Origin of the sequence: Paracrocinitomix mangrovi, assembly GCF_019740355.2 — a bacterium.
Taxonomy (GTDB): domain Bacteria; phylum Bacteroidota; class Bacteroidia; order Flavobacteriales_D; family Crocinitomicaceae; genus Paracrocinitomix; species Paracrocinitomix mangrovi.
On record NZ_CP091819.1, the window covers coordinates 2,768,564 to 2,794,473 of the forward strand.

Here is a 25,910-nt window from a genome sequence, read left to right on the forward strand (position 1 = left end):
TTTTATTCTACATTATTACTGGGATGATATTTAAAATAACCGATTGTGCCTGTTACTATATAGACAAGAGGTAGCAAAAGGTAAATGATGTGTTCTTGATCCCAAAATGAATTTTCTGGCACCCATTCTGGAACAATAAATGCTATATAAATGACTAATAATAAAAGACCTGACATCAGTTCCCTTTTAGATTTATTAAACTTAATCAGGCTTTGATAAGTTTTGTATTTGGGGATGTTTTTAAATAAAATAAAATCTGAATCAGGTTTGGTTTTCACATATTCAATATGCCCAACATTTTCTTTTATCGCTTCATCAAGCGCTAATTCTGAATCCTTTTGAATTACTCGATTACTTCTTTTAAAGGTATAACCATACTCAAAGGGATGATCTTCAATTAAATTGATATCAATCAATTCAAAGTCTTCTAACTTTTTAGTTTCAGGTTTTCTTTTGAACATTTTCAAAGTTTCGGGTATGATAAATATACCGAAAAATGAAAACTAATGCTATGAAGAGGTTTTTACTCAACCAAGTCTACAATCAAAGCTTCGTCTGTCTTTGTTACTTTGGTCAGCCCCATTTTACCAAGCGCTTTGATGCCCTTGTCCCATTGTTTGTTAGACAAGCCTGCAGCTTCTTTCAAGGCATTTAAATCCATTGATTTTTCTTTGCTGATGATGTCGAAAATCACTTTTTCATTGTCGCCTAACTCCAGTTTTTTCTCACCAAATTTCTCTGGCTTCATTTGCGGAAAGAATAGCACTTCTTGGATAGATTGATTGTTAGTTAAAAACATTACTAATCGGTCAATCCCAATACCTAAACCGGATGTAGGAGGCATTCCATATTCCAAAGCTCTTAAAAAGTCATAATCAATAAACTGACTGGCCTCATCATCTCCTCTTTCTGCCAATTTAAGTTGCTCCTCAAATCTTTCTCTTTGATCAATTGGGTCGTTCAATTCAGAATAAGCATTAGCTACTTCTTTTCCGCAAACCATCAACTCAAAACGCTCTGTTAAAGTAGGATCCTCTCTGTGCTCTTTACACAATGGAGACATTTCTTTTGGATAGTCAATAATGAATGTTGGTTGGATGTAGTTTCCTTCACATTTTTCACCAAAAATTTCATCTATCAATTTTCCTCTTCCCATGGTATCATCAACCTCAATGTCACTTGATTTACAGAAAGTTCTTAATTCGTCTTCTGATTTTCCCTGAATGTCAAATCCGGTAAAATCAATGATAGACTGACGCATGGTAACTCTTTTATAAGGAGCTTTGAAGTCAATTTTATGTTCACCAAATGTGGCTTCAGTTGTTCCGTTTACAGCAATAGCAGTATGTTCTAATAATTGCTCGGTGAACTCCATCATCCAATTATAATCTTTGTATGCTACATAGATTTCCATGGCAGTAAATTCAGGATTATGGGTTCTATCCATCCCTTCATTTCTGAAGTTTTTAGAAAACTCATAAACTCCCTCAAATCCACCAACAATTAATCTTTTTAAATATAACTCATTGGCAATTCGCATGTACAATGGAATGTCCAGGGCATTGTGATGAGTTTTAAAAGGTCTTGCTGCTGCACCTCCCGCTATTGGTTGTAATACCGGTGTTTCAACCTCAAAATATCCACGGTCATTGAAAAATTGACGCATGGCATTGAACAATTTGGTTCTTTTAATAAAAACCTCTTTTACCTGAGGATTTACAACCAAATCTGCATATCGTTGTCTGTATCTTGCTTCTGGGTTGGTAAAAGCGTCATGAACATTTCCTTCAGCATCCGTTTTTGGTAAAGGCAATGGTTTTAAAGATTTACTCAACATGCTAAATTGCTTAACACGTACAGTAATTTCTCCTTTTTGAGTTTTAAAAAGAGTTCCTTCTATTCCAATAAAATCACCTAAATCCAACAATTTTTTGAAAACTTCATTGTATAAAGTTTTATCGTCTCCAGGACACATTTCATCACGGTTAAAATAAACCTGAATTCGTCCTTCAGAATCTTGAATCTTACCAAAAGAAGCTTTTCCCTGAATATTTTTTTGCATCAACCTACCTGCAATTACTACTGCTTTACCTTCTTCAAAATTGGCTTTAATATCTGTTGATTTATGGTCAACAGGATACAATGCCGCAGGATAAGGTTCAATGCCTAATGCTCTTAATTGATCTAATGCTTCTCTTCTCTGAATTTCTTGTTCTGAAAGTTCAATGTTCATTTCATGTGTATTATTATGAACCTAAACCCCTTAAAGGCTTCGGTTCTTTGATAAAAACAGGTGACAAAGATAACCCTTATCCTACTGATTTTAGCAATGCATGATAAAATTTAACCTTATTGTTAAACCAAAACATATTATTTCACGTAGTATTGTAGCATAATCACAGCTATGAAAGAAATAATTTCTGCCAAAACAAAACAAATTTCAGAAGCAATAGAGATTGGAAAGTCTTTAGATTTTAAACCAACAAAAAAGGAATTCTCAAACATACTATTATGTGGTTTAGGGGGATCCGGAATTGGAGGCGCAATAGTTTCTCAATTGTTAAAAGCAGAACTAAAAATCCCTTTTGTATGTGTAAATGATTATAATACACCTGCATTTGTAAATGAAAACACTTTAATTATAGCTTCTTCTTACTCAGGAAATACTGAAGAAACTATAGCGGCGGTTGAAGAAGGAATGGCAAAAAAAGCCGAAATCTGTGTTGTATCTTCAGGTGGAAAATTGACAGAAATGGCCAAATCAAATGGCTGGAATCATGCAATTGTACCAGGTGGAGAGCAACCAAGAGCCATGTTGGCTTATTCCATTATCCAACAGTTATTTCTGCTTAATAGATACGGTTTAATTGATGATCAACACGTAAATGACTTAAACAAAGTCAATCAATTGATTGAAAGCAATGAGGCTACTACGCAAGAAAGAGCCAAAAATCTGGCAAAACAACTTGACGGAAAAATCCCTGTAATCTATGCAGATTCTCAGTTTGGAGGTGTTGCTACAAGATTTAAACAACAGCTAAATGAAAATGCCAAAGTGTTGTGTTGGGATCATGTTTTACCGGAAATGACGCATAACGAATTGGTTGGATGGGCAGGAGGTTCTAACATCATTGCTCCAATTTATTTGGCAACAAAATACGATCACCCAAGAACCACTGCTCGCTGGGAAATATCTAGAAAAATAATAGGTGAACATACAGATACAATCAATGAAATTTGCGCAATTGGAGATTCTAGAATTGAACAAATTTTTTACCTGATTCACCATACAGATTGGGTGTCTTACTTTTTATCAGAGATTAGAAATGTTGATTCGGATGAGGTAGAAGTAATAGTTTACCTTAAAGACGAAATGGCAAAGAGATAAAATCTCAAATCACCATGGATCCTGGAAATTAGGATTTGTAACAAAAGAACTGTCCGTTAAAGAATAAAGAAACCACAACAAAGCTGTTTGTTCTTGTGGATCTAATTGAACTCCACCATCATTTACAGATTTCATTAAAGGGTCAATAGTTGCTGAATTTTGTAATCCAAAACTATAGTGTTGAACCACTTGTGACAAGGTAGTAAACCTTCCATCATGCATATACGGCCCAGTGAAAAGTAGATTTCTTAAGGTAGGAGTTTTAAATTTCCCATGATCAGTTGAATTCCCCGTAACAGCAGCAAGACCCGGATCCAAAGGGTTTGCATCCAATCCGTTGTTATGATAAATATTATCCGTCCAAAGAGGATTAAACTGATCTCCGTGACAATGAAAACAATCTCCTTTGGTTTCGTCCATAAAAATGGCAAATCCTTGATAAGCAAGTTGCTCTTTATCCAATGCCCAACCTGAGCTTCCGGTTGCAAAATTGCTGTAAACAAATTTGTCAAACGGGCTATTTCCTGAAATCAACGTTCTTTCAAACTGAGCTATAGCTTTTACTACCATAATTGAGTCAATTTCAGAGGAACCAAATATTTGCTCGAACTTACTTGGATACAAAGGGTCTGCCTGAAGTTTGGACAAAGTGTTGGGCCATGACTGATGCATTTCAATTGGGTTTGGAACCGGCTCCAGGGCTTGTCCTTCAACACTTGCAGATCTTCCATCCCAAAATAAGCCATCTTCCATCCATCCAACATTGATTATTGGCATGGCATTTCTTGTTCCAGCAATTCCATCTATTCCATAACTTACTGCACCTGTATCACTAAATGAATGTTCCGGCATGTGACAACTAGCGCAAGATTGCGTGTTATCTGCAGAAAGTCTTTTATCAAAAAACAACAACCTTCCCAGTTCTACTCCTTCTTCTGTTGTAACATTGTCATTGGGCTCATCAATTGGAGGAAGATATTTTCCTATCATGTCCGGATACTCAAAAGTATAAGGTGTCGTTCCTTTTGGTATGGGCTTTATATCTTTTCTACAAGAGATAAAAAAGACAACAGTAAACAATATGAACAGATACTTTTTCGACATCAACTCTAACAAAATTACGTAATCCTTGACAAAAGGGTGTGACTTAAGTCATAAAACGATTAGTCGGTAAGGTTTATTATTAATTTTGTAGTACAATGACACCGCAAGTAGAAATAATTGACAAAGGTCTAATAGACTATAAGGAATGCTGGGACTTTCAGGAAGATTTGTTCAAAGAAACTGTTGATCAAAAAATATTATTGCGCGACGGTAAATCTGATCAGCAAACAAATGACTATTTGATTTTTTGTCAGCATCCTCATGTATATACGCTTGGCAAAAGTGGAAACGAGCAAAATTTACTGATGGCAGAAGCAATGTTAAAAAGCATCAATGCCCAATATTATAAAATCAATAGAGGAGGAGACATTACATATCATGGTCCGGGTCAAATTGTGATGTATCCAATTTTTGATTTGGATCATTTTTTCACGGACATTCACAAATACATGCGGTTTTTGGAAGAGGCAGTGATTCTGACACTGGCTGAGTTTGGTATAAAAGCCGGTCGTGTTGAAGGATTGACAGGTGTTTGGCTGGATGGAGGAACACCAAAAGAACGCAAGATCTGCGCAATGGGAGTAAAAGCTTCAAGATGGGTAACCATGCACGGTATTGCCTTAAATGTGAATACAGACCTTAGCTACTTTAACCATATAGTTCCTTGCGGTATAGAAGATAAATCCGTAACTTCTATGGAGAAGGAGTTAGGAAAAAGGTTAGATTTAACTCAGGTTCAGGAAGTTTTAAAAGAAAACATGGCCAATATTTTCAACTTTGATTACAAAAACGCCTAAAAAATGAGGTTAGTTAAAAAAACGCTTAAATGGGTTGCGCTTCTGATACTGGTGCTATTGCTGACAGCAAACTTGGCAATTATCTTTACCGGAAGGTATTATATCTACAAGGGAATTTCAGCCACTTATTTTAGGGGCCATATTCGCCCGCATATTTATGATCAGGATGTGTTCAATAATAGAGACATTCCTGCTGGTGTAGCTCAACCATGGCAAGACTCTCCTTATTTGGCCAAAATGGACCTGACTTCAGATGAAAGAGAAAGAATTGAGTCTTTAGAACCGGCCTCTTTTCTTGTTGCATATGGCGATACCGTGATATATGAAGAGTATTGGAATGAACATGATAGAAGTCGCACTTCTAATTCATTTTCAATGGGTAAATCTGTGATTTCACTTTTAATAGGTGTTGCTTTGGATGAAGGTAAAATCAAATCACTGGACGAACCTGTTGCCAATTATTTACCTGAATTTGAGGATGAAAAAAAGAATATTACGATAAGACATTTACTTACAATGTGTACCGGATTGTCTTGGAGTGAAAGCTATATTCATCCTTTTTGTGATGTTGCAGAACTCTATTACGACACTGATGCAAGGGATTTATCGTGTAACAGAAGAACTATTGAAGAAGAACCAGGAATTAACTGGAGATACAAGAGTGGTGACACCCAGGTGTTAACGTATGTTTTGGAAGCAGCAACCGGACAAAAAGTATCAGATTATGCATCTGAAAAACTTTGGAAACCAATGGGTGCAGAAAGTGACGCTATGTGGAGTTTGACCGGTGATGAAAACAGCACAGAGAAAGGTTATTGCTGTTTTTATTCAACTTCCAGAGATTTCATCAGATTGGGAAAACTAATCAATAACCGAGGAAATTGGAATGGAGAACAATTGGTTAGTGCGTCTTTTGTTGACGAGATGTGTACAATTGCACCTTTGATCAAGTCAAACGGAAAACCAAATAATTGTTATGGTTATCAATATTGGATTTTTACCGGATTGCCATATGAGGTAACTTATTTCAGAGGAATGTCTGGCCAATATATCATTTCAATTCCTTCAAAACAATTAGTAATTGTTCGTGCAGGAAATGGAACAGAAGGAAATGTAGTGGATACACCTCCGCAGGATGATGCATTTGAAAACCATTATGCTGAATTGCCTTTTTACATTGCAACGGGTGAAAGGTTGTTAGAAGAATACAAGAAATTATAATCTTGTTTTATTTTTGTGCCCGCTAATGAAAAAGGATATTGAAATACCTAAAGTTGAAGACATCTCTGTTGCAGTTGTCAAAGAATGGAATGACGAAAAAACAGAAGAGGTTTTCAATGTATATCTAATTAATCTCCAAAACAAACAAATCCAAAACACCTTGGTAACTTCTAAGGGGTATGGTGAAAATCAAAGTACAGGAGAAAAAATCAACACCTCTGTTCTAAGACATTTTATTGGAGATTTGGATGCCAAAGATTTTGCCAAAATTGAACCCATTATTGAAGAGGTATTTGGCCTTAACAATGAATACTGGGTTTCATTTTTTCAAAACAATCAGATGTACGATAAAAAATTCATCTTTTTACCGGAAACCATCTGTGATGAAAACATGATCAACGTTCCTTTATTGAATAAAAAGGGAGTGGTGATTTAGTTATCACGGTTGATTTCTTTTTACAACTGTTGTGACATTTTCCTTTTAAATTAAATGAACCTTTGTAGATTAGTTAGACAAAAATTGTCCTATGCGTCTATCAAAAATCAACATTGAAAATATTCTTTTTCTGGACATTGAAACAGTGCCACAGGTGTACAACTTTAGTGATTTGGATGAAAAAACAGCCCAATTGTATTTAGATAAGAACAGATACATCCAGGAAAGAGATGGTTTGAGCAATGATGAGGTTTATGAAAAAGCGGGTGTATTTGCCGAATTCGGTAAAATTGTTTGTATTTCATGTGGGATAGTGCAGGATAAATCTTCAGGAAAAGAAATCAGATTACATTCTTATTACGGGGATGACGAAAAGCAATTATTGCAGGACTTTGCTAAGATGTTAGACGCTCATTATTCGGGCCAGCAGCACATCATGTGTGGTCATAACGCCAAAGAATTTGATTTTCCGTATATCGCCAGAAGAATGCTCATTAATGGAGTTAATTTGCCTTTAGCATTGGACATTGCAGGTAAAAAACCATGGGAAATAAATCATCTGGACACCATGGAATTGTGGAAGTTTGGTGACTTTAAAAATTACTCTTCTCTGAGTTTATTGTGCCATATTTTTGATATTCCCACTCCTAAGGATGATATCAGTGGAGCAGATGTAGCAAGGGTTTATTATGAAGAAAATGACCTGGAACGCATTGTTGCATATTGCCATAAAGATGTTGTTGCACTAATTCAGTTATTTTTGAAGTTGAGAAACGAACCTTTGGTGAAAGAAGAAAACATCAACGATTAATGACAAGAATTTTAACTGTTCTTTTATTGGTGATTACTGTTGGTTGTGGTTCAGAATCTGAGAACACTGAATCACAAAAGCAAGAAGGCGCATTAGTTCATTTTAATGATTTTCCCGAATATCAATTTGATGGGATTAAATTGGGTGATGATCTCAAATCCGGTCAACATTTTTTGGCTGATAATGGATATGAAGAAAAGACTAATCAAGTTGGACATTTTTGGAATGATTCATTACAAATAGAGGTCATTTTATCAGATGAAGTAAGGATAAACCAATTTAAAGTTTTCTTCTTTGAAGAGGAAACGGTCCAAAATGCGGATGTTTTGAAAAATTTTTTCACTGAAAAAGCAAAGAGCAGTAGTTTGTCTGAAGAATACTCAGTTTTTGAATTCGAATCAGAGAATAGTAAGTTTTCCCTGACGTTGTTTTCTCAAAATGATATTTTAAGGATTCAATTTCAATTGAAAAGTTCACATTAATATTTATAATATGGCATTGATTAAATCTTGTAGAGGCTTTTCGCCTGAAATTCCTAAAACATGTTGGTTGGCAGATAATGCAACTATTGTTGGTGATGTAAAAATGGGAGAGAATTGCTCTGTTTGGTTCAATGCGGTTATTCGCGGAGACGTCAACTCCATTAAAATGGGCGATAATGTTAACATTCAGGACGGAGCCGTGATTCATTGTACCTATGAAAAAACAAAAGTTAAGTTAGGACAAAACGTTTCAATAGGTCACAATGCACTTGTTCATGGTTGCACTGTTGGTGACAATGTCCTTATCGGGATGGGCTCAATCGTAATGGACAATTGTGTCATTGAAGAGAATTGTATCATTGCAGCCGGGGCTGTTTTATTGGAGGGAACCAGAGTTGAAAGCGGATCTATCTATGCAGGTGTTCCAGCCAAAAAAGTCAAAGATCTTTCTCCTGAAATGTTCAAAGGTGAGGTGATGAGGATAGCGAAGAATTATCGCATGTATGCTTCGTGGTTCGAAGCAGAATAATTACACCCTCACCCCAATCACGCAAACATCATCTAATTGCTCAAAATGCCCTTTCCAATTGTTAAATTGATCTGCAATGGCAAGCTTTTGTTCCTCCATGTTTAGGTGTTGTAAGCTCAATAGCAACTTTTTAAAGTTTGCCGACTTGAACTTTTTGCCTTTATCACCCCCAAACTGATCAATATAACCGTCTGAAAAGATGTAGAAACTATCTCCGGGATTTAAACTGATATTATGTGTAATATAAGGTTGAGGTTGATCAAATTTACCAATGGGCTGTTTGTTGGCCTTTATTTCCTCAATCTCAGTTCCACCTTTTCTAATAACCCAAAGTGGATTGTGAGCACCAGCGTATTTTAGAGAATGAGAAGCAGTTTGAGAATGAGAAGCAGTTTGAGAATGAGAAGCAGGATGAGAATGAGTATTAGAATGTGAATTAGAGTTATCTTCATTCTCATTCTCAAAGTCATTCTCATAATTCGTGTTGGGTGTTAGCGAAACAAGCGCTATATCCATTCCGTCCTTAACCTCTTCTTTGCTTTTTTCAAATTGAGCAATCACCAACTCTCTTGTTTTGTCTAAAACTTTTCCGGGTTCAGTGATTTTAAACTCGTTGACAGATCTGTTTAAACTATTGTTACAAACCACAGACACAAGGGCTCCCGGAACACCATGGCCTGTACAATCTGCAGCCGCGATCATTAATTGATCATCTGCTTCATTCATCCAATAAAAATCTCCTGCAACAATGTCTTTAGGCAAATAATACACGAAGCTGTCCGGCAAATTCTTTTGAATCAATTCATCAGGTGGTAAAATAGCCGACTGGATTCTTTTGGCATAATTGATTGAATCTATAATCTCTTGATTTTTCTCCTCTACCAGGTGTTTTTGCTCTTCAATTTTGTGTTTCTGTTCGGCCAACAATACGTTTGATTTATTCTTAGATCGATAAGCCTGAACAATAACAATGGAGATGAGTACAATAAAAATCATCCCAAAAAGAATCATGTTTTTACTTTTTTTAATGGGTCCCATTAAATCTGCTTGAGGAACTAAAACGCAGGCATAAAAAGTTAAGTTCCCAACTTCATAAGGCGCATATTTGGCCCAGTAACTATTACCCTCATTTTTAAAAGCAAAAATGTGTTCGGGTTTGTTTTGATCAATCCAAATTTGATGTGATTTAACCACATCACTTTGGTAAAAAGTATCTACATGAGACAGGGCGTATGACAACATATCTTTTTCGGTATGATTATCTGTCATTTTCGGAATCCCCACAAATTCACCCGAATCTGTAACAATAAAGGCCTTACCGTTTTCACTGATATCAATTTTTGTTGTCAACAATGATAAATCCTTCAATGTAATGTCCATTGAAATAATGCGCTTTTTAGCCGCGGGATATTCAAATCTTTTTGAAAGTGAAATACCCGGCACTCCGGCAGCAACAAACATATAAGGTGCCGTCCAAATGGCTTTATCAGTTTTAATGGCTGACTTAAACCATGGCCTTTCTCTAGGATCAAATTTTGAGTCTGTTCTGGTCCACATGGAATCAAGGTAAAGCGTATCATCAGAGAAGTTCCAAATTCTATTATCCGGACCTACATCTGTTTTATTACCTAAAAATGTCATTGCTGAAAACCAACCTTCGTAATGCTTGTACTTTGGATCATCTATTCTCCCGGCATAAAACTGGTTTCCTAATTCGTCTGAAACGTAAACAGATGATATAGAAGGACTAGATTTACAAATAGAGAAAAACTCTTTAGCTAATTCGTCTTGCGGTTTGTTTTCAAACATTCCCTGATTAGCTTTAATCCATTCACCCTCTAATCTGTCAATTACCGGATTGAAAAAGGCATCAATTTTTGAACGAACCAATGAGTTTTTTTCTTCTAATAATTCCTGAGCAGTTTTGTTAACTGAATTGTCCAATCTCAAATACATCCAAACCAAAAGCCCCAATGTTATTACTAACAGTGTGTAAATGATACGTGATTCAACTTTGGCTTTGTTCAATTGAGTAAGTTAAAAAGAGACTGCAAATTATAAGCGCAGGGTTAATTTGTTGGCAAATATGGTCAAAATTAAGTACTTTCATCATTACCTAAAACTTAATTTATGAAAAGGATAGTACTCTTTTTTTGTTTGTTGTTCACAATAAACACCCAGGCTCAAACCTGGATTGATCAAAACGCAATTTGGCATTATGAATATACTGGAGTAGCTGAGTGGGGCTATTTTACCTATGAGTATGTTCAAGACACAATGGTGGGTGGTCAACTTTGTCAGGAGATCGTTCACAAGAAACATACCTTTATGTTATCAGCTCCGCCAAATTCTCAAACAGTATATCTTGGTCCCAACACCATTAAAAAACATTACACCTATGTAAGCGGAGATACTGTGTTTTACCAAGATAATGGTGAATTTTTTGTGCATGTAAACTATGGCGCAAATATCGGTGATACATGGATAATATCAACCACACACAATGGTAATTCTTATTGTAACGACACTTCTATAGTTGAAGTAATTGATACGGGTTCAGTTGTCATTAATACAAATACTTATCGTACTGTTACCCTCTCTACTTTGGAGGGTTCATCATATTTTATGAGTGGATTATTCGTTGAACGCTTTGGAAAGATGAACGTCAACTGGGGCAGTTCGCAATTATTCCCTATATACATGGAGTGTGACACTAATGTCATTCAAGAATATTATGCCCTTAAATTCAGGTGTTTTGAAGATGATTCTTTTCCTCTTTATCACCCATCCGCAGAAGACTGTGATTATCCATTGCAAGAACTTTCAATAGGAGGATTTGATCAATTAATGTTAGAAATTTATCCAAATCCTGCTAAAGAAACAGTGAACATTAAAAACTTGAATCTACATGAGGTTTCTGATGTTTATCTTACAGATTTTAATGGTAAAAAGATGAAAACAACTTTCACTCAAATACAGGGTTCGGTAGTATTTGATATGAGCGCAATAAGTCCAGGAATTTATTTTCTCAACGTTGTTAAAGGCGATCAAAGGCAAATACTCAAAGTGTTAAAAGAATAAAATTGTCCATCACTAAAACAATTTCATGCTTACATTCGTCTCTAGTAAACTATGAGCACGAGCTTTTCATACCGTAAAAGAACACGCAAAGCTATTGGGTTGATCAACCGAATGATTTGGCGGTATGTAAGACTGCATATTGGTAAAAAACTCTTTGGAAAAAAATATTACCAAAAGCGCCTAAATAAGGTAGAGTTAAAGAATGCTACAGATTTAAAAAATGGCATTTTGGAACTGCAAGGACTTTTCATCAAGTTTGGTCAGCTCATGTCAATCATGTCAAATGTGTTGCCAAAAGCTTACGGTGAGTTGCTAGAATCACTTCAAGACAAAGCACCCGAGAGTCCACTTGAAAATTGTAAGCAAGTTTTGGAGGCAGATTTAGGTAAACCCATTGATCAAATATTCAAAGAAATTCCTGAAAAACCTATTGCATCTGCATCAATAGGACAGGTTTATAAAGCAACATTGTTGTCGGGAGAAGTGGTAGCTGTTAAAGTGCAGCATCAAAATATCAAAGCTTTGGCAGAAGCAGATTTGACCATCATTAAAAAGATGTTGAATCGTGTTTCTTTTTTTATCAAAGTAAACGGAATGGACTTCGTTTATGAGCAAATCCGCAAAATGATTATGGAGGAGCTTGATTTTGGTAAAGAACGCGTTTCAATGCAGATTGTGGCTGAAAACTTAAAAGACAATCCACGTGTCAAAGTCCCAAATGTTCATGAAGATTTATGTTCCAATAGAGTACTGGTAACGTCATTTGAAGAAGGAGTAAAAATCACAAACATTGAGCAACTAAACAATTGGAATTTAGACGGTGAGGACATTTCAAGAGAACTGATTCTAGCGTATTGTAAAATGGTGCTGGAAGATGGGTTTTATCACGCAGATCCGCATCCGGGAAATGTGTTGGTTAATCAGCAGGGTGAGATTATTCTGCTCGATTTTGGTGCTATGGCCGTGCTGAGTGAGAAAATGCGCAAGGAGATTCCTTTACTATTGCAAGCTGCTTTGAGCCAGGATTATGACAAAGTTTTAACTTCTCTGCAGAGAATGGGCTTTATTGGCGAAACTTCAGACGCCAGGAAAGTGGCTAAGAAAATAGTGGAAGCTTTTAATAAATTCCTGACCAATGAAATGGAGATCAGTGGGTTTAAAATGACAGATTTAAAAGTGGAAGACATTAAAGGATCAAGCATTGAAGCGCTTTTGAAAGAGTTGAGTATTTCAGAATTAACCAAAACTATTCAGGTACCAAAAGACTGGGTGTTGTTGAACAGAACTTTGATTTTGGTAGGTGGAATCTCATCTCAAATTGCTCCGGAACTTGATCCGGTTGAGGTAATTAAACCTTATTTAAAGTCTAAAATGATGTCTTATGATAGTATCAAATCAATGTTGATGGATGCTATTAAAAAACAGTTCAAAACCTTATTGGCTTTACCGTCTCAACTCAATACATTTTTAGCTAAAGCCAACAATGGTGAGTTGGAATTGGAGATTAAAAACGATACGCAAAAGTTATATGCCGTAGGCCAGCAATTCATGTTGGTGCTGGGGATTCTGGCCAGTTTGATGTTTTATTATTTGGCCAAAGAAGACAATTGGCTTATTGGTACAGTTCTTTTGTCCCTTGTACTCTTAAGATCCGTTTGGAAAAACAGAAAAAAAGGGTAGTCTTACTTGGCAAATAACTGATCGATATTCTTAAATGATTTGAATTCCAATGCGTTTCCGGATGGATCCAGTAGAAACATTGTAGCCTGTTCTCCTACTTGTCCTTCAAATCTGATATAAGGTTCAATTACAAATTCAATTTGCAGTGATTTAAGGTGGTCCGCTAATTGTTGCCAAACATCCCAATCTAAAACAACTCCATAATGCGGAACAGGAACTGCTTTGCCGTCTACAGCATTGTGATGATTCTCTATTTGCATTCCTTCTTTCAAATGCAACACAAATTGGTGACCGTAAAAATTCAAATCAATCCAATGATCGGATGTTCTACCCGTATCACAATTAAAACACTTGATATAAAAATCATAAGCTTCTTTTAAATTTCTAACCGGAATAGCAACATGAAAGGGAGTTAAGTTCATTTTTTCTCTGTTTTGAAATTATTAGCTGATCAAAATTTGAGCAGTAAATGACAATTGTCAAAATAAGTAGAAATAGTAATGCTACCTTTATTTTGATAAAGATTAATTATGAGAGTTGAAGAAATTATGTCAACCCCTGTTGTGGTTACCAGGGAAGATACATTGGTTAAACATGCAAGAGATTTAATCACCAGAAAAGATGTGAATGCCGTTCCGGTATTAAGGGAAGATGGTGAGATTGCAGGAATAATAAGTGTAAGTGATTTGGCAGCTACTCATTTTGATGATAAAAAAGTCAATGACATCATGACAAAAATGGTGCATGTGGTATTGCGTAATAACAGAGTGGTAGATGCTGCAGCTGTTATGGTAAAACACAATGTTCATCACCTGGTGGTTATGGAAGAAGGAAAAGTTATAGGGATAGTGAGCTCTTTAGATATTTTAAAGACCATGGTGGATTAAGGATCAATCCACTCTCCATCAGATTTGATCAAATCAATAAGCTCTTCTAAAGCATCTGCTTCAGGAATATTTCTTTTAACTACTTCTTTTTCTCTGTAGAGATTGATTTTTCCTTTTCCGGATCCTACATATCCGGAATCTGCATCTGCCATTTCTCCAGGTCCGTTTACAATGCATCCCATAATGCCAATTTCAAGCCCTTTAAGATGCTTGGTTTAATTACATTTACACCCAGAATCATTCTTTTCTTCCATATCCAAATCCCACACGGAAATTTTCTTCTTGGCACCATTCTTTTTTTCAATAAGTGCATTTTTTACAGCCTCACATGTTTTAAAATAGATTTTTAACACACTGTTTTCAGATCCACTATTTATTTTATACTGACACTTATCTCCTTTAAAAAGGTACCATACACCATAATTTTTAAGATTGTCGGGACTGAGGTAAAGTTGATTATTCGGATGGGTTGGGGGTAAAGCTGGAAAAGGTAAATCTTTTTGAGCAATTGATTTTATTGGAGATGATCTATGATACAATATATAATCGTTATAACATAAATATTTCAGATATGGCACTTGAGTTCCTGGCTTAGTTACTTCTTTGTTTTCATCACTATAAAATTCTGCAAATTCAGGTTTTAGTTCATATTTCCATTTATTTACGTAATAATTTTTTACATCAGAAAACGCCAGCTTTATTTTATTTCCATTGGCTTTAATTAATGTAAATATACCACCAGAGTAATTTCCATTTACTCCTCCCTTATATTTTAACTTTAATTCTATACCTTCCTCTGTCTTTCCATTTAGCAAGGTCATTTTTATTTGAGCATTTGTTGTAAATGTTAATGTGACAAGCAAAATACAAAGGAAAATCCTCATAGCGTAATAGTTTTATAATCTTATAAAGTTAATGTTTTTATAATCCTGATTTTGTCTATTTAAGAGATTAAACAGGTTTTTTTCATACTTTTAAATATCATTAACACCAATTAATATTTTATGAAAAAGAACTTTGTTTTATTGATTTTTCCAGCCATTTATTTTTTGGCTTCTTCTTTTTTTATTAAAAGTGACGCGCCTTCCTTGATTAAAAGTAAATCATGTTACAATGAAAAAAAAGATGCTACAAAAAAAATTTCTTCCGTACTAGATGCTTTTAAAGATCAAAAGAGAACTTCTGATCCTAATTTTAAATACTTGGGACAAGCGTTCGGGGGTAAATCCATTGCTCTAACTGAATTAAAAGTTTCTGAGGTTTTAGCGGAAGAAGAAGAATATCATTTGCAATATGCTTCTTATGAAGTAGATGATAAAACTTTTTCTGTAGAGTTTTGGGCACCCATGAATGATCAAAAATTAGAAATTGGAGCATCCATTAATGTAAAAGGTGAAGTAGATGCCTTTGAAAATATGGAGAATAAGTTCATAATTACTCTAGGCTGTGCTGAGTATAATTAGAACCTGTAGATTACAAAATGTGGATTAAGGATCAATCCACTCTCCGTCCGACTTGATCAAATCAATAAGCTCTTCTAAAGCATCTGCTTCAGGAATATTTCTTTTAACTACTTCTTTTTCTTTGTAGAGATTGATTTTTCCTTTTCCGGATCCTACATATCCATAATCTGCATCTGCCATTTCTCCTGGTCCGTTTACAATGCATCCCATAATGCCAATTTTAAGCCCTTTAAGATGCTTGGTTTTGTTTCGAATTTTAGCAGTTGTTTCTTGTAAATCAAATAAAGTTCGTCCACATGAAGGGCAAGAGATGTACTCTGTTTTGGATATGCGTGTTCTGGTAGCCTGTAAAATTCCAAAAGCTGTTGAGGTAATCATTTGAGGAGATGCAACATGTTGCGCAGAAATCATCAATCCATCCCCTTTGCCATCAATGAGGTGTGCCCCAAAATCAGTAGCCGCAAATAACCTGAATTGTTCCTCATCAATTTGTCGATAATGGTAATTCATGATTACAGGAATGTCTATTCCTAAATGCATTAATTCTATAAAAAATCTACGCATCCCAAAAATGCTGTTCTTGGCTTTAGCATGTACGAATAAAACGGCTGTCTTATCATTATTCAAAACGTTTGTTAAACGATCTATTTTATCTAATTCAAGTGCGTTTACCTCAATAAAATTAATGGATTCAGACTTGTTGGAATTATTTTCGTAATTGTCTGAACTGTGTAAAGGATAAACTTGATTTTTTTCGGTCCATTTTGATGAATTACAAATGACAGATAAAGTTCCCGGAAGCTCAAAATCGGGTATAATGTTTCCTGTATAGATGTAATCTACAGCCTGCTCTTTAATGGTCCATTTATCTTCATTGACATGATAAACATAACCGTATGCAAAAAGGTGTGCGGGTTTAATTTCGTTGAGGTGACTTAAATCTGCAACCACCACCGGAAAATTGTGGTCCCCAATATTTTGAACTGTTCTGGTCTTTCTCTTGGTGTATTCAAAAGGATTGTAAGGAAGTTCAAAATCAATTTCAGGAACGTTGATATCTCTATTGGAATAGCGATCAGCTAACATTCTAGCAACCGGAATTTCGGCTTCGGGAGCCTCAGTTAATGAAACACGAATTGTATCTCCCAAACCGTCCTCTAACAACGTTCCAATACCAACGGCTGATTTTATTCGTCCATCTTCACCTTCTCCGGCCTCAGTAACGCCTAAATGCAAAGGATATACTCTTCCTCTGTCAAGCATTCGAGACATTAATAATCTGTAGGCTTGCACCATTACTTGTGGGTTACTTGACTTCATTGAAATGATAATGTCATAGTACTCATGATCTTCACAAATATCTACAAACTCCAATGCAGATTCCACCATTCCTAAGGGTGTATCCCCATATTTGCTCATGATTCGGTCAGATAAAGAACCGTGATTGGTTCCGATACGCATTGATCTTCCCAATTCTTTGCACAAGATGACAAGAGGTGAAAATTTCTCTTTTAATTGTTGCAAAATGGCATCATAAGCCTCATCCGTATATTCGTGAACTTCAAACTTCTTCTTGTCTGCGTAGTTACCAGGATTTACTCGAACTTTTTCAACATATTTAGCAGCAATTTCGGCTGCATTAGGCGTGAAATGTATATCTGCCACCAAGGGCTGATTATATCCTAAATCCACCAATTCTTGTTTGATAGCTGAAAGATTCTCGGCCTCTTTAATGGATGGTGCAGTAAATCGAACAATTTCACATCCGGCTTTGATCATCTCAATGGCTTGTTCAACAGATGCTTTAGTATCCAAAGTATCTGTTGTTGTCATTGATTGTAAACGAAGTGGATTATCACCTCCAACACCAACGTTTCCCACCATTACCTCAAGGGTGTTGATGCGCTGGTAGTTTGTCAAACTGTAGCAATATGGAGTATATTTTCTCACTTATTGAATTGCTTCAACCACGTGGTGATTGTTTTAGTCAGTTTTTTATGAAGTGGTAAATCCGGATCAGAATAAAGTTCAAGTTGAGCCATCATGTTCTCCTCTTTGGTGAACTTTAATATGTGATTCATATTGCTGATGATAGCATATTTAGCATCTTTTTGTGCTGCTTGCAATTTCTCAGCTTGTTCTACAGTCACTTGAATATCTGTTGTTCCATTGATTATTAACAAGGGTACTTTCAGTTTTGCTGCTTGCTTAGCGGGATCATATTTCATCCATGAAATTAAAAACGGTTGTACTGATGGATGAAATAATTCGGCTAATACTCCTGGAGTTGTAGTCAGGGTGTCTCCACCTGCAAGTGTATCTAAATAGGCACCTACTAAGCCTTGTTGTTCTGGTTTTAATGTTCTACTCAATTGCCATTTTAGAATGTTGTGAATGGGCTCTCCTGCTCCAGCCAAAGAAATAACACCATCAACATTTTCGCACTGATTTGCTGCACAAAGCGCCACCAAAGATCCTTGACTGTGTCCTGCCAAAATAATTTGATTAAAGCGAACATCAGCTGCATACTTATTGCTCCAACCTACTGCATCTTCTATAAAGCTGTCAAAAGAAAGTTTGGAAGGATCTAAGTCTTCTATTTTACTCTCTGCAATTCCTCTTTTGTCATATCTCAATACTCCGTAACCACTAGAAGCTAATGATTCGGCCAACATTTTTAAGGAGTTGTTTTTCATTTGAGGGTTGTTCCCATTTCTGTCTGTGGGTCCTGAACCGGCTATTAATATAACCAATGGTTGAGCAACTGATGGATCATCAGAAGAAAGTAAAGTTCCTTTAATTGTTACCTCATTTTGTGCCAATTCAACTTGTTCTTCAGAATATCCAAAGGCGTTGAAAAGCAAGAAAACAAATATGATTAAGCTAGTGTGTTTCATCCTATAATTTTAACGAAGCTATATTACTCATTTCGAATCAGGCGAACAAATATTGTAGGTTACTTCGCATAATTCTTAACAAATGAAAAGAAAAGTTGTTTACCCCTTGATTCTCAAAACGGAATGTTGGGATGCTGTTAAAAAATCTCGATAACAAATATTGATAGGGTTGTCCATGTCCAATGCTGTCATTCCCAGTTTTCCAAATAACAGATTGCTTTCTTCCCTACATTTAGCATTGTGAAGTCTGATGGCTTTGCTCAAGTTCATTTCTGTTTCTGCAGTTGCATTTCCCGCAAGATGTTCATTCCAGAATTGAGTACCCAAATCCATTATTTCATTCCAACGAATTTTTGCTGCTTGCTCGTTATTGAAAATATTATCTGACAGTTTTTGCATTCTGTCTTCATCCAAAACCATATCACTTTCATGTAAGTTGGCAATTACATTTTTGGCAAGATCAATCAATCTGGCATGTAGACCTTCAACCACGCCAATAAAACACATTTCGGCAAACAATAAAAAGGACATACCTTGAGCTGGATGATTTATAGATACTGGTTTTTCAAGACTAAAAACATCTTCATCAGGGACAAAAACATCCGTTAAAGAAACATCATGGGTGTCTGTATTTCTCATTCCCAAAGCGTTCCAGACGTCATGAACTTTTACTTTCTCAGCAGGAACACAAAAGGTTAAAACAGATCCGTTATCTTCTCTAATAGCATTGAATGTAAAAGTTGTTGCGTTTTTACCTCCGCTACAATATTTCCAATGTCCCGATATTTGCCAACCCCCGTCTGCTTTAATTGCTTTACCGGTAGATGCCCCGGACCCTGCTATCAAGGAGTTTTTTGGTGCAAAAACACGCTCAGCAGTTTGGCTTAACATATATGCACTGAAATAATTTCCACCTGTTCCAATGGCAACAGACCAACCTAAATCCCCATCTGTGTATGCAAGAGATTTAATTAATTCTGTACCACTGACAATGGATTCATTTCTTCCTCCAAAATCTTCTGAAAGAAATAGTTTGTAAAGATTTTCTTGAATGCCCTTTTTGTATAATTCTTCTCGAATCATCTAATTTCACCACCCGCATTAAAGGCCTTTTCAGGAGAGATGAAACTCAATTCTCCATTTTCATTTTCGGCCATTAAAATCATTCCCTGACTTTCAACTCCACGAATTTTTCTTGGAGCCAAATTCATCAAGATGCTTACTTTGGTTCCTACAATATCTTCAGGCTGGTAGTGTTCTGCTATTCCAGAAACTACTGTTCTTTTATCCAAACCTGTATCTACAGTAAGTTTCAACAACTTGTCTGCTTTTGGTACTCTTTCAGCCGCAATAATCTCACCTACACGAATATCCATCTTCATAAAATCGTCAAATGCAACTTCTTCTTTTTGAGGTGGAAAATTACTGTTATTCATGGCTGAACTTTCTTTTAATTTTTCAACTTGTAGATCAACAAAAGCATCATCTATTTTTTCAATTAAAATGGATGCTTTGTTCAATTGATGACCTTCTGGCAACAAATCTGATTTTCCTGCAAAACCCCAATTTTTTGAGTCAAAATTGACAAATTCACCAATTTTTTGAGCCTTTTTAGGTAAAAATGGAGCAAAAACGATAGAAAGGTTGGCAGTAATTTGTAAAGCAACATTCATAATTGTCTTTACTCTTTCCATATCTGTTTTGGCCAATTTCCAAGGTTCTGTATCTGCCAGATATTTGTTTCCTAATCTTGCCAAATTGATTGCTTCTGCCTGCGCTTCTCTCAATTTGTATTTCATAATCAGTTCGCCAATTTTTGCAGGAAATTTTTCCATTTCGGCGATAACTTCTTTATCTGTATCAGTAGTGTTTCCTAAAGCAGGAACCTTACCTTCAAAATATTTGTGGGTTAAAACAACCGCGCGGTTAACGAAGTTTCCAAGAATATCTGCCAATTCGTTGTTGATTCTAGCCTGGAATTCTTTCCACGTAAACTCACTATCTTTGCTTTCAGGAGCAATGGCTGTTAAAACGTATTTTAATTCGTCAATTTTTGTTGGATTTTCTGCAATGTATTCATGCAACCAAACAGCCCAGTTTCTTGAAGTAGAGAATTTATCTCCTTCCAGGTTCAAAAACTCATAAGCAGGTACATTATCCGGCAACACAAAATCACCATGTTCTTTAAGTAACACAGGGAAAATAATCGCGTGAAAAACAATGTTGTCTTTACCAATAAAGTGAACTAGTTTGCGATCACCTGTCCAGTAATCTTCCCAGTTTTTACCGTTTTGTTGTGCCCATTCTTTAGTAGCAGAAATGTACCCAATAGGAGCATCTAACCAAACGTAAAGCACCTTGCCTTCGGCTCCTTCAACAGGTACTGGAACACCCCAATCCAAATCGCGTGTCATTGCTCTTGGCTTCAATCCGCCATCAATCCAACTCATGCACTGTCCTACTACTTGATTTCTCCAATCTTTAGGATTATGATGCTGTTTGCCATCAAGCACTCCGTCTTTAATCCAACTTCTTAGCCAATCTTCATGTTTGTCCAATGGCAAAAACCAATGAGAAGTTTGTTTTAAAACAGGTGTTTTTCCACTTAAAGTAGAAACAGGGTTAATCAATTCTGTTGGACTTAAGGTAGATCCGCATTTTTCACATTGATCACCATAAGCATTTTCGTTTTGGCAATTTGGGCAAGTACCTGTGATGTATCTGTCAGCTAAAAATTGCTTGAATTCTTCATCATAATACTGTTCAGTAGTTTGCTCAATAAAGCTTCCTTTATCATTCAACTTTTTGAAGTAATCAGAAGCAGTTTTATGATGAATTTCATTAGATGTTCTTGAATAAATATCAAATGATATATCAAAATCATTAAAAGCAGTGGAGTTGATTTGGTGGTATTTATCAACGATAGCTTTTGGTGTTGTGCCTTCTTTTTTAGCTCTTAATGTAATGGCCGCACCATGTTCATCAGAACCGCAAACAAAAACTACATCTTGTTCAGTCATTCGCAGGTATCTAACAAAAATATCTGCAGGTAAATAAACTCCGGCAACATGACCTAAATGCAAAGGCCCGTTGGCATACGGAAGAGCGGCTGTAATAGTGTATTTATTTTCTGACATTTTGTGCTAAAAAGTTCAGCAAAGATAAGGTTTGTTTCTATATTGAATCTTAATTCCAGCTATCTTTGAAACAAGATGAAAATTAAAATAGTTTCGCCAGCAAAGCATATTGATGCAAAGCGCATTGATTTTGCAGAAGGATTTTTACGTAGTAAAGGCTTTACGGTTGAAGTGTCTGCCCACGCAAAAGGACAACATAACTACTTTTCAGGAACAGATGAAGAGAGATTGCATGATTTGCAAGATGCTTTAGATGATGAAACAGTAGATGTTATTCTTTGTTCAAGAGGGGGTTATGGAACGGTACGAATTATTGATCAACTAGATTTTCGTCAATTTCTAAGATACCCTAAAAAAGTTTTGGGGTATTCTGACATTACTGTTTTGCACAACAGATTAAACAGAATGGGTTATGAATCTGTACACTGTACAGCACCTTTAAATTTTGAAGAGAATACTGATGAAGCACTTGACTCACTTTTGAAAGTCATCACTAATCAGACAAACAGCTATCATGTTCCCGCTCATTCATTGAACAGAAGCGGTATGATTGAGGAGAAAATTGTTGGTGGAAACTTGTCTATTTTATGTTCTTTATTAGGAACAGATGACGAGCTTAACACGAAAGGGAAAATTTTGTTTATTGAAGATATTGGAGAAGCAATTTACTCCGTTGATAGAATGATGCATCAGCTTAAAAAGGCCAAGGTGTTAAAAGGGCTGGCAGGGCTTTTAGTGGGTGGAATGACCAATGTAAAAGATTCTGAAATTCCTTTTGGAAAAACAGTAGATGAAGTGATCAGAGAGGCTGTAGAAGAATACGACTATCCTGTATGTTTCAACTTCCCGGCAGGCCATATCAATGATAACAGAGCAATTATTTTTGGTAAAGAAGCGAGTTTAGCCGTTTCTGATGCTGGAAGTATATTCAAACAATAATCTACAATTGATTTTCGTTACTTTTGGCGTTCATGGAATCTAAGCCTAGTTTGTCTATTGTTTTACCTTGTTTCAATCCTCCTGAAGGATGGGCCGAGCAAGTTGTAAAGAGTATGGACATAATTGGACGTGAATTAACCAATGAAATAAACAGTTTAGGACTGATCATTGTAAATGATGGTTCCAATAAGAATTTCACCGCCGAAGATCAAAACAAAATTAAAGCTGCAGTTCAAGAAGTAGAATTTGTCAGCTATTCTGAAAATAGAGGTAAAGGATACGCCTTAAGGCAAGGAGTTGCAAAAGCCCATTCAGATATTATAGTTTATACAGACATTGATTTTCCTTACGAAGAAAAAAGTGTTGTAGCTGTTGCCCGAGAGTTGTTAAATGGCAATGAGGTAGTTTTAGGGCATAGAGGTAAAGACTATTACGAAAATACACCTTGGTTCAGAAAAGTTGTTTCAAAGACTTTAAGATGGGTTCTTAAAACTTTTTTAAGATTGCCAACAGATGACTCACAATGTGGATTAAAGGGATATGATCAAAATGGCGCTAAAGTATTTTTAGACACTAAAATAGATAGGTTTTTGTTTGATTTAGAATTCATCAAATTAGCAGCTAAAAGGAAAAAGAAAATTGGTTTGGTTACGGTTCATTTGAAGCCAAACATTGTGTTTTCAAAAGTAAACCTGAAAGTATTGATAAGAGAATTTGGCAATTTTCTTCGTGTCTTATTTAGAAAATGAATCGGCCTTAATCCATTCATTGTTGTAAATGATATATTCAATTCCTTTTCTTTTTTCTCTTCTAAAAAGTGGAGGCCCGTCAGTTTTGTAAACCAATAATTCATCCACATAAAATGGAGTGTGGTTTCCGCTACCTTGCAAGTAGATTAATACTTTATCTGTATTGTCGGTCCATTCAAAGTTTAAATTTACCCTGCACCATTTATCTACGATAAGTGTGGAGAGTTTAACATCAAAAGTGCTGGCCCAGATGCTTTCTTCTTCACCGCCAAAATCCTGATCAATTATTCCCGCCATTGTAGGGGCATCTACTCCTAAATAATACCAAAATGAAACAGTGTAAGAACCTTCTTCCAATCCATCTTCTTTAAAAAACTCGTGCAAAGGATTTAATTTTTCTTTCTGTGAATGCCATGCGCCCTCACCTCCAAGAGATTCACCCTTATCATCATCCCATGATTTGTAGAAAAACCATACATCTGTAGTGTCACTTTTAAAACCTTCACCTACATCATATACAGCCGTTTTTTCCTTTTCTACTATTTGATTAAAGTAATAATCAGAATTGTATTTTTCTGGTTGAAATTCCAATGCAACGTATTCGTCATTATTGAAAACTTCTTTTGATGTAAACAAGAGTCTCATCTCACCTTCTGTACATGCTTCTTTTCTTTTAATAATTAATATTTTATCATCTTTTGGAAAGTCATTAATCAACTCCTTTTCAATGTATTCAGGGCTAAAGAAATTATTGAATTTTATCGCTTCTGAAATCGACATTCTTGAAGAGCTGCAATTAAGGGTTGGCTTACTACAATGATAGCTCAACATAAATGAATCAAAGTTAGATCCTTCAGTTCCAAGCAACATTATGTTTTCAGAAGACATGTGTTGGAATGGCAAAATCATAAATGCATCATAATCTGATTCGTCAACAAAACTTATTAGTTCCTGAAGTTTAGGACTAAGGGTTTCTTTTTTAAATGAATTAGGTGCTTGCGATACATATCCACTTACTTCTTTATGCGCAAAAAGTCCTTCTGATAATTGCAACAACATTAAAAATACAAACAGTGCGGTCCAAATTTTCTTCTTGTTTTGCAACTGAAATCTATAATACAGCACTACACTTCCTACTGTGGCCACATAAAAAAACACCCACGTAAACCTTCCTAAAACCCTGAATTGTTTCAAGGGAGAAATGCTGTCAGCCAACCAGTGCATGAATGAAAAACGAAGGGGGAAGCAGAATGAAAAAACCAATACTAACCAGGCGGCTATAACAAAAACGGTAAGTTCGTTCTTGAGGTATTTTTTAAACGGAATACTGGATCTGTTTTTAATCGTATATGTCAAAATAATCAAAAAGAAGATGATTGTTCCAAAACCTACGTATGCCATTGTTTCCCAATGAGGGATTTTAAAGTGTATTTTATCCGAAATAAAGAAAACCGGTCCATGATGTGGAACAAGTACCGAACTCCATTTTGCGTAATAGTCATAAAACCCCTGAGGTTGTCCTGTTCTATCTAAATGAGTGTCTGTCAAAAAAACCAACAACTGGAAAATAACCACGGGGGCAATACCAATTATCAGGAACTTAATTAAGTTCCATTTCCATTGTTTCAAGATCACACTTCTTACTATCCAAAATGCTGCGCCAAAAGTCACCAAGATCATTCCCAAATAAGGGTGTGTAAAAAAGAAAACCAGCAAATATGTGAATCCAATGAATAACCATTTCAACTTATTTGATTGACTCGCTTTAATCAAGATGTACCACATGCCGGGTACTGCAAATACGTACGAAAGAGAAAAATGACCGGTTAATCTAAAAATTTGTGGAGATAAAAAAGTGATGGAAACAGCTGCCAAAATTGACCACCATTTTTCTACCTTGTAATGGTTTAAGATTTTATAAAGAATAACTGAGCAAACAGGGTAAGAAAGTAGCATCAATAGGTTTAATATCCCAACACCATAAGCAGTTAAACCGAACAACCCAATCAAGTAAGATAAAAGTGGATGGCCATCTGTATAGACCATATGCTCATAATACGGATAATTCATGCCAGAAAAATCCCAGAATCCAGAGTCGTACTCCGCATGATACATGTAGGAGTAATAATTTTTCACCCCATCTCCCCAAGCACTAAAAAGATAGTCGTTGGGATGCATTAAAACCTCATGATAAAATGCAAATAGGATCAGAAAAGAGATCGCAAAGGTGATAATTTCAGGAAGACCTTTTTTATTCAGCATGTTGAGGTCATTGAGCGCTTAAAAATATCAAAAACGAAACAATGCTC

25 protein-coding genes are annotated in these 25,910 nt (G+C 35.8%); 13 read left to right on the plus strand and 12 right to left on the minus strand.

Annotated features, from left to right (window positions below):
- Positions 1–2: 2 nt before the first annotated feature.
- Together K6119_RS12680 and lysS are read right to left on the minus strand one after the other, a co-directional pair.
- Positions 3–461 carry a hypothetical protein gene (locus K6119_RS12680; protein WP_221832240.1) on the minus strand — a complete coding sequence of 153 codons (459 nt, stop codon included), beginning with the start codon at positions 459–461 and terminating at the stop codon, positions 3–5.
- A 62-nt stretch (positions 462–523) separates the two neighbouring features.
- Positions 524–2,227, minus strand: a complete 1,704-nt coding sequence (gene lysS / locus K6119_RS12685) for a lysine--tRNA ligase (RefSeq protein WP_221833690.1) — start codon at positions 2,225–2,227, stop codon at positions 524–526.
- A 177-nt stretch (positions 2,228–2,404) separates the two neighbouring features.
- On the opposite strand from lysS, the gene K6119_RS12690 reads away from it, so the two are divergent.
- Positions 2,405–3,388: a bifunctional phosphoglucose/phosphomannose isomerase gene (locus K6119_RS12690; protein WP_221832242.1), complete on the plus strand. Its 984-nt coding sequence runs from the start codon at positions 2,405–2,407 to the stop codon at positions 3,386–3,388.
- A gap of 9 nt (positions 3,389–3,397) precedes the next feature.
- Here K6119_RS12690 and K6119_RS12695 read toward each other — a convergent pair whose 3' ends face one another.
- Positions 3,398–4,492, minus strand: a complete 1,095-nt coding sequence (locus K6119_RS12695) for a cytochrome-c peroxidase (protein WP_221832244.1) — start codon at positions 4,490–4,492, stop codon at positions 3,398–3,400.
- Positions 4,493–4,587: 95 nt separating this feature from the next.
- Between K6119_RS12695 and lipB the strand changes: the two genes are divergently transcribed.
- The 6 genes from lipB to K6119_RS12725 all read left to right on the plus strand — a co-directional run bounded on the left by lipB (position 4,588) and on the right by K6119_RS12725 (position 8,768).
- Positions 4,588–5,289: a lipoyl(octanoyl) transferase LipB gene (gene lipB, locus K6119_RS12700; RefSeq protein WP_221832246.1), complete on the plus strand. Its 702-nt coding sequence runs from the start codon at positions 4,588–4,590 to the stop codon at positions 5,287–5,289.
- A 3-nt stretch (positions 5,290–5,292) separates the two neighbouring features.
- Positions 5,293–6,510 carry a serine hydrolase domain-containing protein gene (locus tag K6119_RS12705; RefSeq protein ID WP_221832249.1) on the plus strand — a complete coding sequence of 406 codons (1,218 nt, stop codon included), beginning with the start codon at positions 5,293–5,295 and terminating at the stop codon, positions 6,508–6,510.
- A gap of 25 nt (positions 6,511–6,535) precedes the next feature.
- Positions 6,536–6,946 carry a hypothetical protein gene (locus K6119_RS12710; RefSeq protein ID WP_221832251.1) on the plus strand — a complete coding sequence of 137 codons (411 nt, stop codon included), beginning with the start codon at positions 6,536–6,538 and terminating at the stop codon, positions 6,944–6,946.
- 91 nt (positions 6,947–7,037) lie between these two features.
- The gene (locus K6119_RS12715) at positions 7,038–7,757 is read left to right on the plus strand and encodes a 3'-5' exonuclease (RefSeq protein ID WP_221832253.1); all 720 of its coding nucleotides are present in this window, start codon (positions 7,038–7,040) and stop codon (positions 7,755–7,757) included.
- Positions 7,757–8,239, plus strand: a complete 483-nt coding sequence (locus tag K6119_RS12720; RefSeq protein ID WP_221832255.1) for a hypothetical protein — start codon at positions 7,757–7,759, stop codon at positions 8,237–8,239. The genes K6119_RS12715 and K6119_RS12720 overlap by 1 nt, the downstream gene beginning before the upstream one ends.
- 10 nt (positions 8,240–8,249) lie before the next feature.
- Positions 8,250–8,768: a gamma carbonic anhydrase family protein gene (locus K6119_RS12725; RefSeq protein ID WP_221832257.1), complete on the plus strand. Its 519-nt coding sequence runs from the start codon at positions 8,250–8,252 to the stop codon at positions 8,766–8,768.
- On the opposite strand, the gene K6119_RS12730 is transcribed toward K6119_RS12725, so the two are convergent.
- A complete protein-coding gene (locus K6119_RS12730; RefSeq protein WP_221832259.1) occupies positions 8,769–10,796 on the minus strand; it encodes a SpoIIE family protein phosphatase in 2,028 nt (675 codons plus the stop codon).
- 102 nt (positions 10,797–10,898) lie between these two features.
- On the opposite strand from K6119_RS12730, the gene K6119_RS12735 reads away from it, so the two are divergent.
- On the plus strand, positions 10,899–11,849 hold the full coding sequence (locus K6119_RS12735; protein WP_221832261.1) for a T9SS type A sorting domain-containing protein: 951 nt from the start codon (positions 10,899–10,901) through the stop codon (positions 11,847–11,849).
- A gap of 51 nt (positions 11,850–11,900) precedes the next feature.
- Positions 11,901–13,529 carry an ABC1 kinase family protein gene (locus tag K6119_RS12740; protein WP_221832263.1) on the plus strand — a complete coding sequence of 543 codons (1,629 nt, stop codon included), beginning with the start codon at positions 11,901–11,903 and terminating at the stop codon, positions 13,527–13,529.
- Between the two features lie 2 nt (positions 13,530–13,531).
- Here the strand turns inward: K6119_RS12740 and K6119_RS12745 are convergent, their stop codons facing one another.
- Entirely contained in the window at positions 13,532–13,951 is a 420-nt protein-coding gene (locus K6119_RS12745) for a VOC family protein (protein ID WP_221832265.1), read from the minus strand.
- Positions 13,952–14,059: 108 nt separating this feature from the next.
- Here K6119_RS12745 and K6119_RS12750 point away from each other — a divergent pair, with 108 nt between their 5' ends.
- Complete coding sequence (locus K6119_RS12750; RefSeq protein ID WP_221832267.1) at positions 14,060–14,416, plus strand: CBS domain-containing protein; 357 nt, start codon at positions 14,060–14,062, stop codon at positions 14,414–14,416.
- On the opposite strand, the gene K6119_RS12755 is transcribed toward K6119_RS12750, so the two are convergent.
- Both K6119_RS12755 and K6119_RS12760 read right to left on the minus strand, forming a co-directional pair.
- Positions 14,413–14,607 (minus strand): hypothetical protein, encoded by a 195-nt coding sequence (locus tag K6119_RS12755; protein ID WP_472857795.1) that lies wholly within the window; start codon positions 14,605–14,607, stop codon positions 14,413–14,415. The two genes, K6119_RS12750 and K6119_RS12755, sit on opposite strands and share 4 nt — an antisense overlap.
- Before the next feature lie 24 nt (positions 14,608–14,631).
- The gene (locus tag K6119_RS12760) at positions 14,632–15,300 is read right to left on the minus strand and encodes a hypothetical protein (protein WP_221832271.1); all 669 of its coding nucleotides are present in this window, start codon (positions 15,298–15,300) and stop codon (positions 14,632–14,634) included.
- Positions 15,301–15,420: 120 nt separating this feature from the next.
- On the opposite strand from K6119_RS12760, the gene K6119_RS12765 reads away from it, so the two are divergent.
- Positions 15,421–15,879 (plus strand): hypothetical protein, encoded by a 459-nt coding sequence (locus K6119_RS12765; RefSeq protein ID WP_221832272.1) that lies wholly within the window; start codon positions 15,421–15,423, stop codon positions 15,877–15,879.
- A 24-nt stretch (positions 15,880–15,903) separates the two neighbouring features.
- Here the strand turns inward: K6119_RS12765 and ispG are convergent, their stop codons facing one another.
- From ispG to metG, 4 genes are all read right to left on the minus strand, one after another.
- The gene (gene ispG / locus K6119_RS12770; protein WP_237828016.1) at positions 15,904–17,829 is read right to left on the minus strand and encodes a (E)-4-hydroxy-3-methylbut-2-enyl-diphosphate synthase; all 1,926 of its coding nucleotides are present in this window, start codon (positions 17,827–17,829) and stop codon (positions 15,904–15,906) included.
- Positions 17,826–18,776 (minus strand): alpha/beta hydrolase, encoded by a 951-nt coding sequence (locus K6119_RS12775; protein ID WP_221832273.1) that lies wholly within the window; start codon positions 18,774–18,776, stop codon positions 17,826–17,828. The genes ispG and K6119_RS12775 overlap by 4 nt, the downstream gene beginning before the upstream one ends.
- Before the next feature lie 99 nt (positions 18,777–18,875).
- Complete coding sequence (locus K6119_RS12780) at positions 18,876–19,859, minus strand: acyl-CoA dehydrogenase family protein (RefSeq protein WP_221832274.1); 984 nt, start codon at positions 19,857–19,859, stop codon at positions 18,876–18,878.
- The gene (metG, locus tag K6119_RS12785) at positions 19,856–21,913 is read right to left on the minus strand and encodes a methionine--tRNA ligase (RefSeq protein ID WP_221832275.1); all 2,058 of its coding nucleotides are present in this window, start codon (positions 21,911–21,913) and stop codon (positions 19,856–19,858) included. Before metG ends, K6119_RS12780 begins: the two co-directional genes overlap by 4 nt.
- Before the next feature lie 75 nt (positions 21,914–21,988).
- Here metG and K6119_RS12790 point away from each other — a divergent pair, with 75 nt between their 5' ends.
- Together K6119_RS12790 and K6119_RS12795 are read left to right on the plus strand one after the other, a co-directional pair.
- On the plus strand, positions 21,989–22,852 hold the full coding sequence (locus tag K6119_RS12790) for a S66 peptidase family protein (RefSeq protein WP_221832276.1): 864 nt from the start codon (positions 21,989–21,991) through the stop codon (positions 22,850–22,852).
- A 32-nt stretch (positions 22,853–22,884) separates the two neighbouring features.
- Complete coding sequence (locus K6119_RS12795) at positions 22,885–23,601, plus strand: glycosyltransferase family 2 protein (RefSeq protein ID WP_221832277.1); 717 nt, start codon at positions 22,885–22,887, stop codon at positions 23,599–23,601.
- On the opposite strand, the gene K6119_RS12800 is transcribed toward K6119_RS12795, so the two are convergent.
- Positions 23,587–25,863 carry a YfhO family protein gene (locus tag K6119_RS12800; RefSeq protein WP_221832279.1) on the minus strand — a complete coding sequence of 759 codons (2,277 nt, stop codon included), beginning with the start codon at positions 25,861–25,863 and terminating at the stop codon, positions 23,587–23,589. The two genes, K6119_RS12795 and K6119_RS12800, sit on opposite strands and share 15 nt — an antisense overlap.
- Positions 25,864–25,910: the final 47 nt, after the last annotated feature.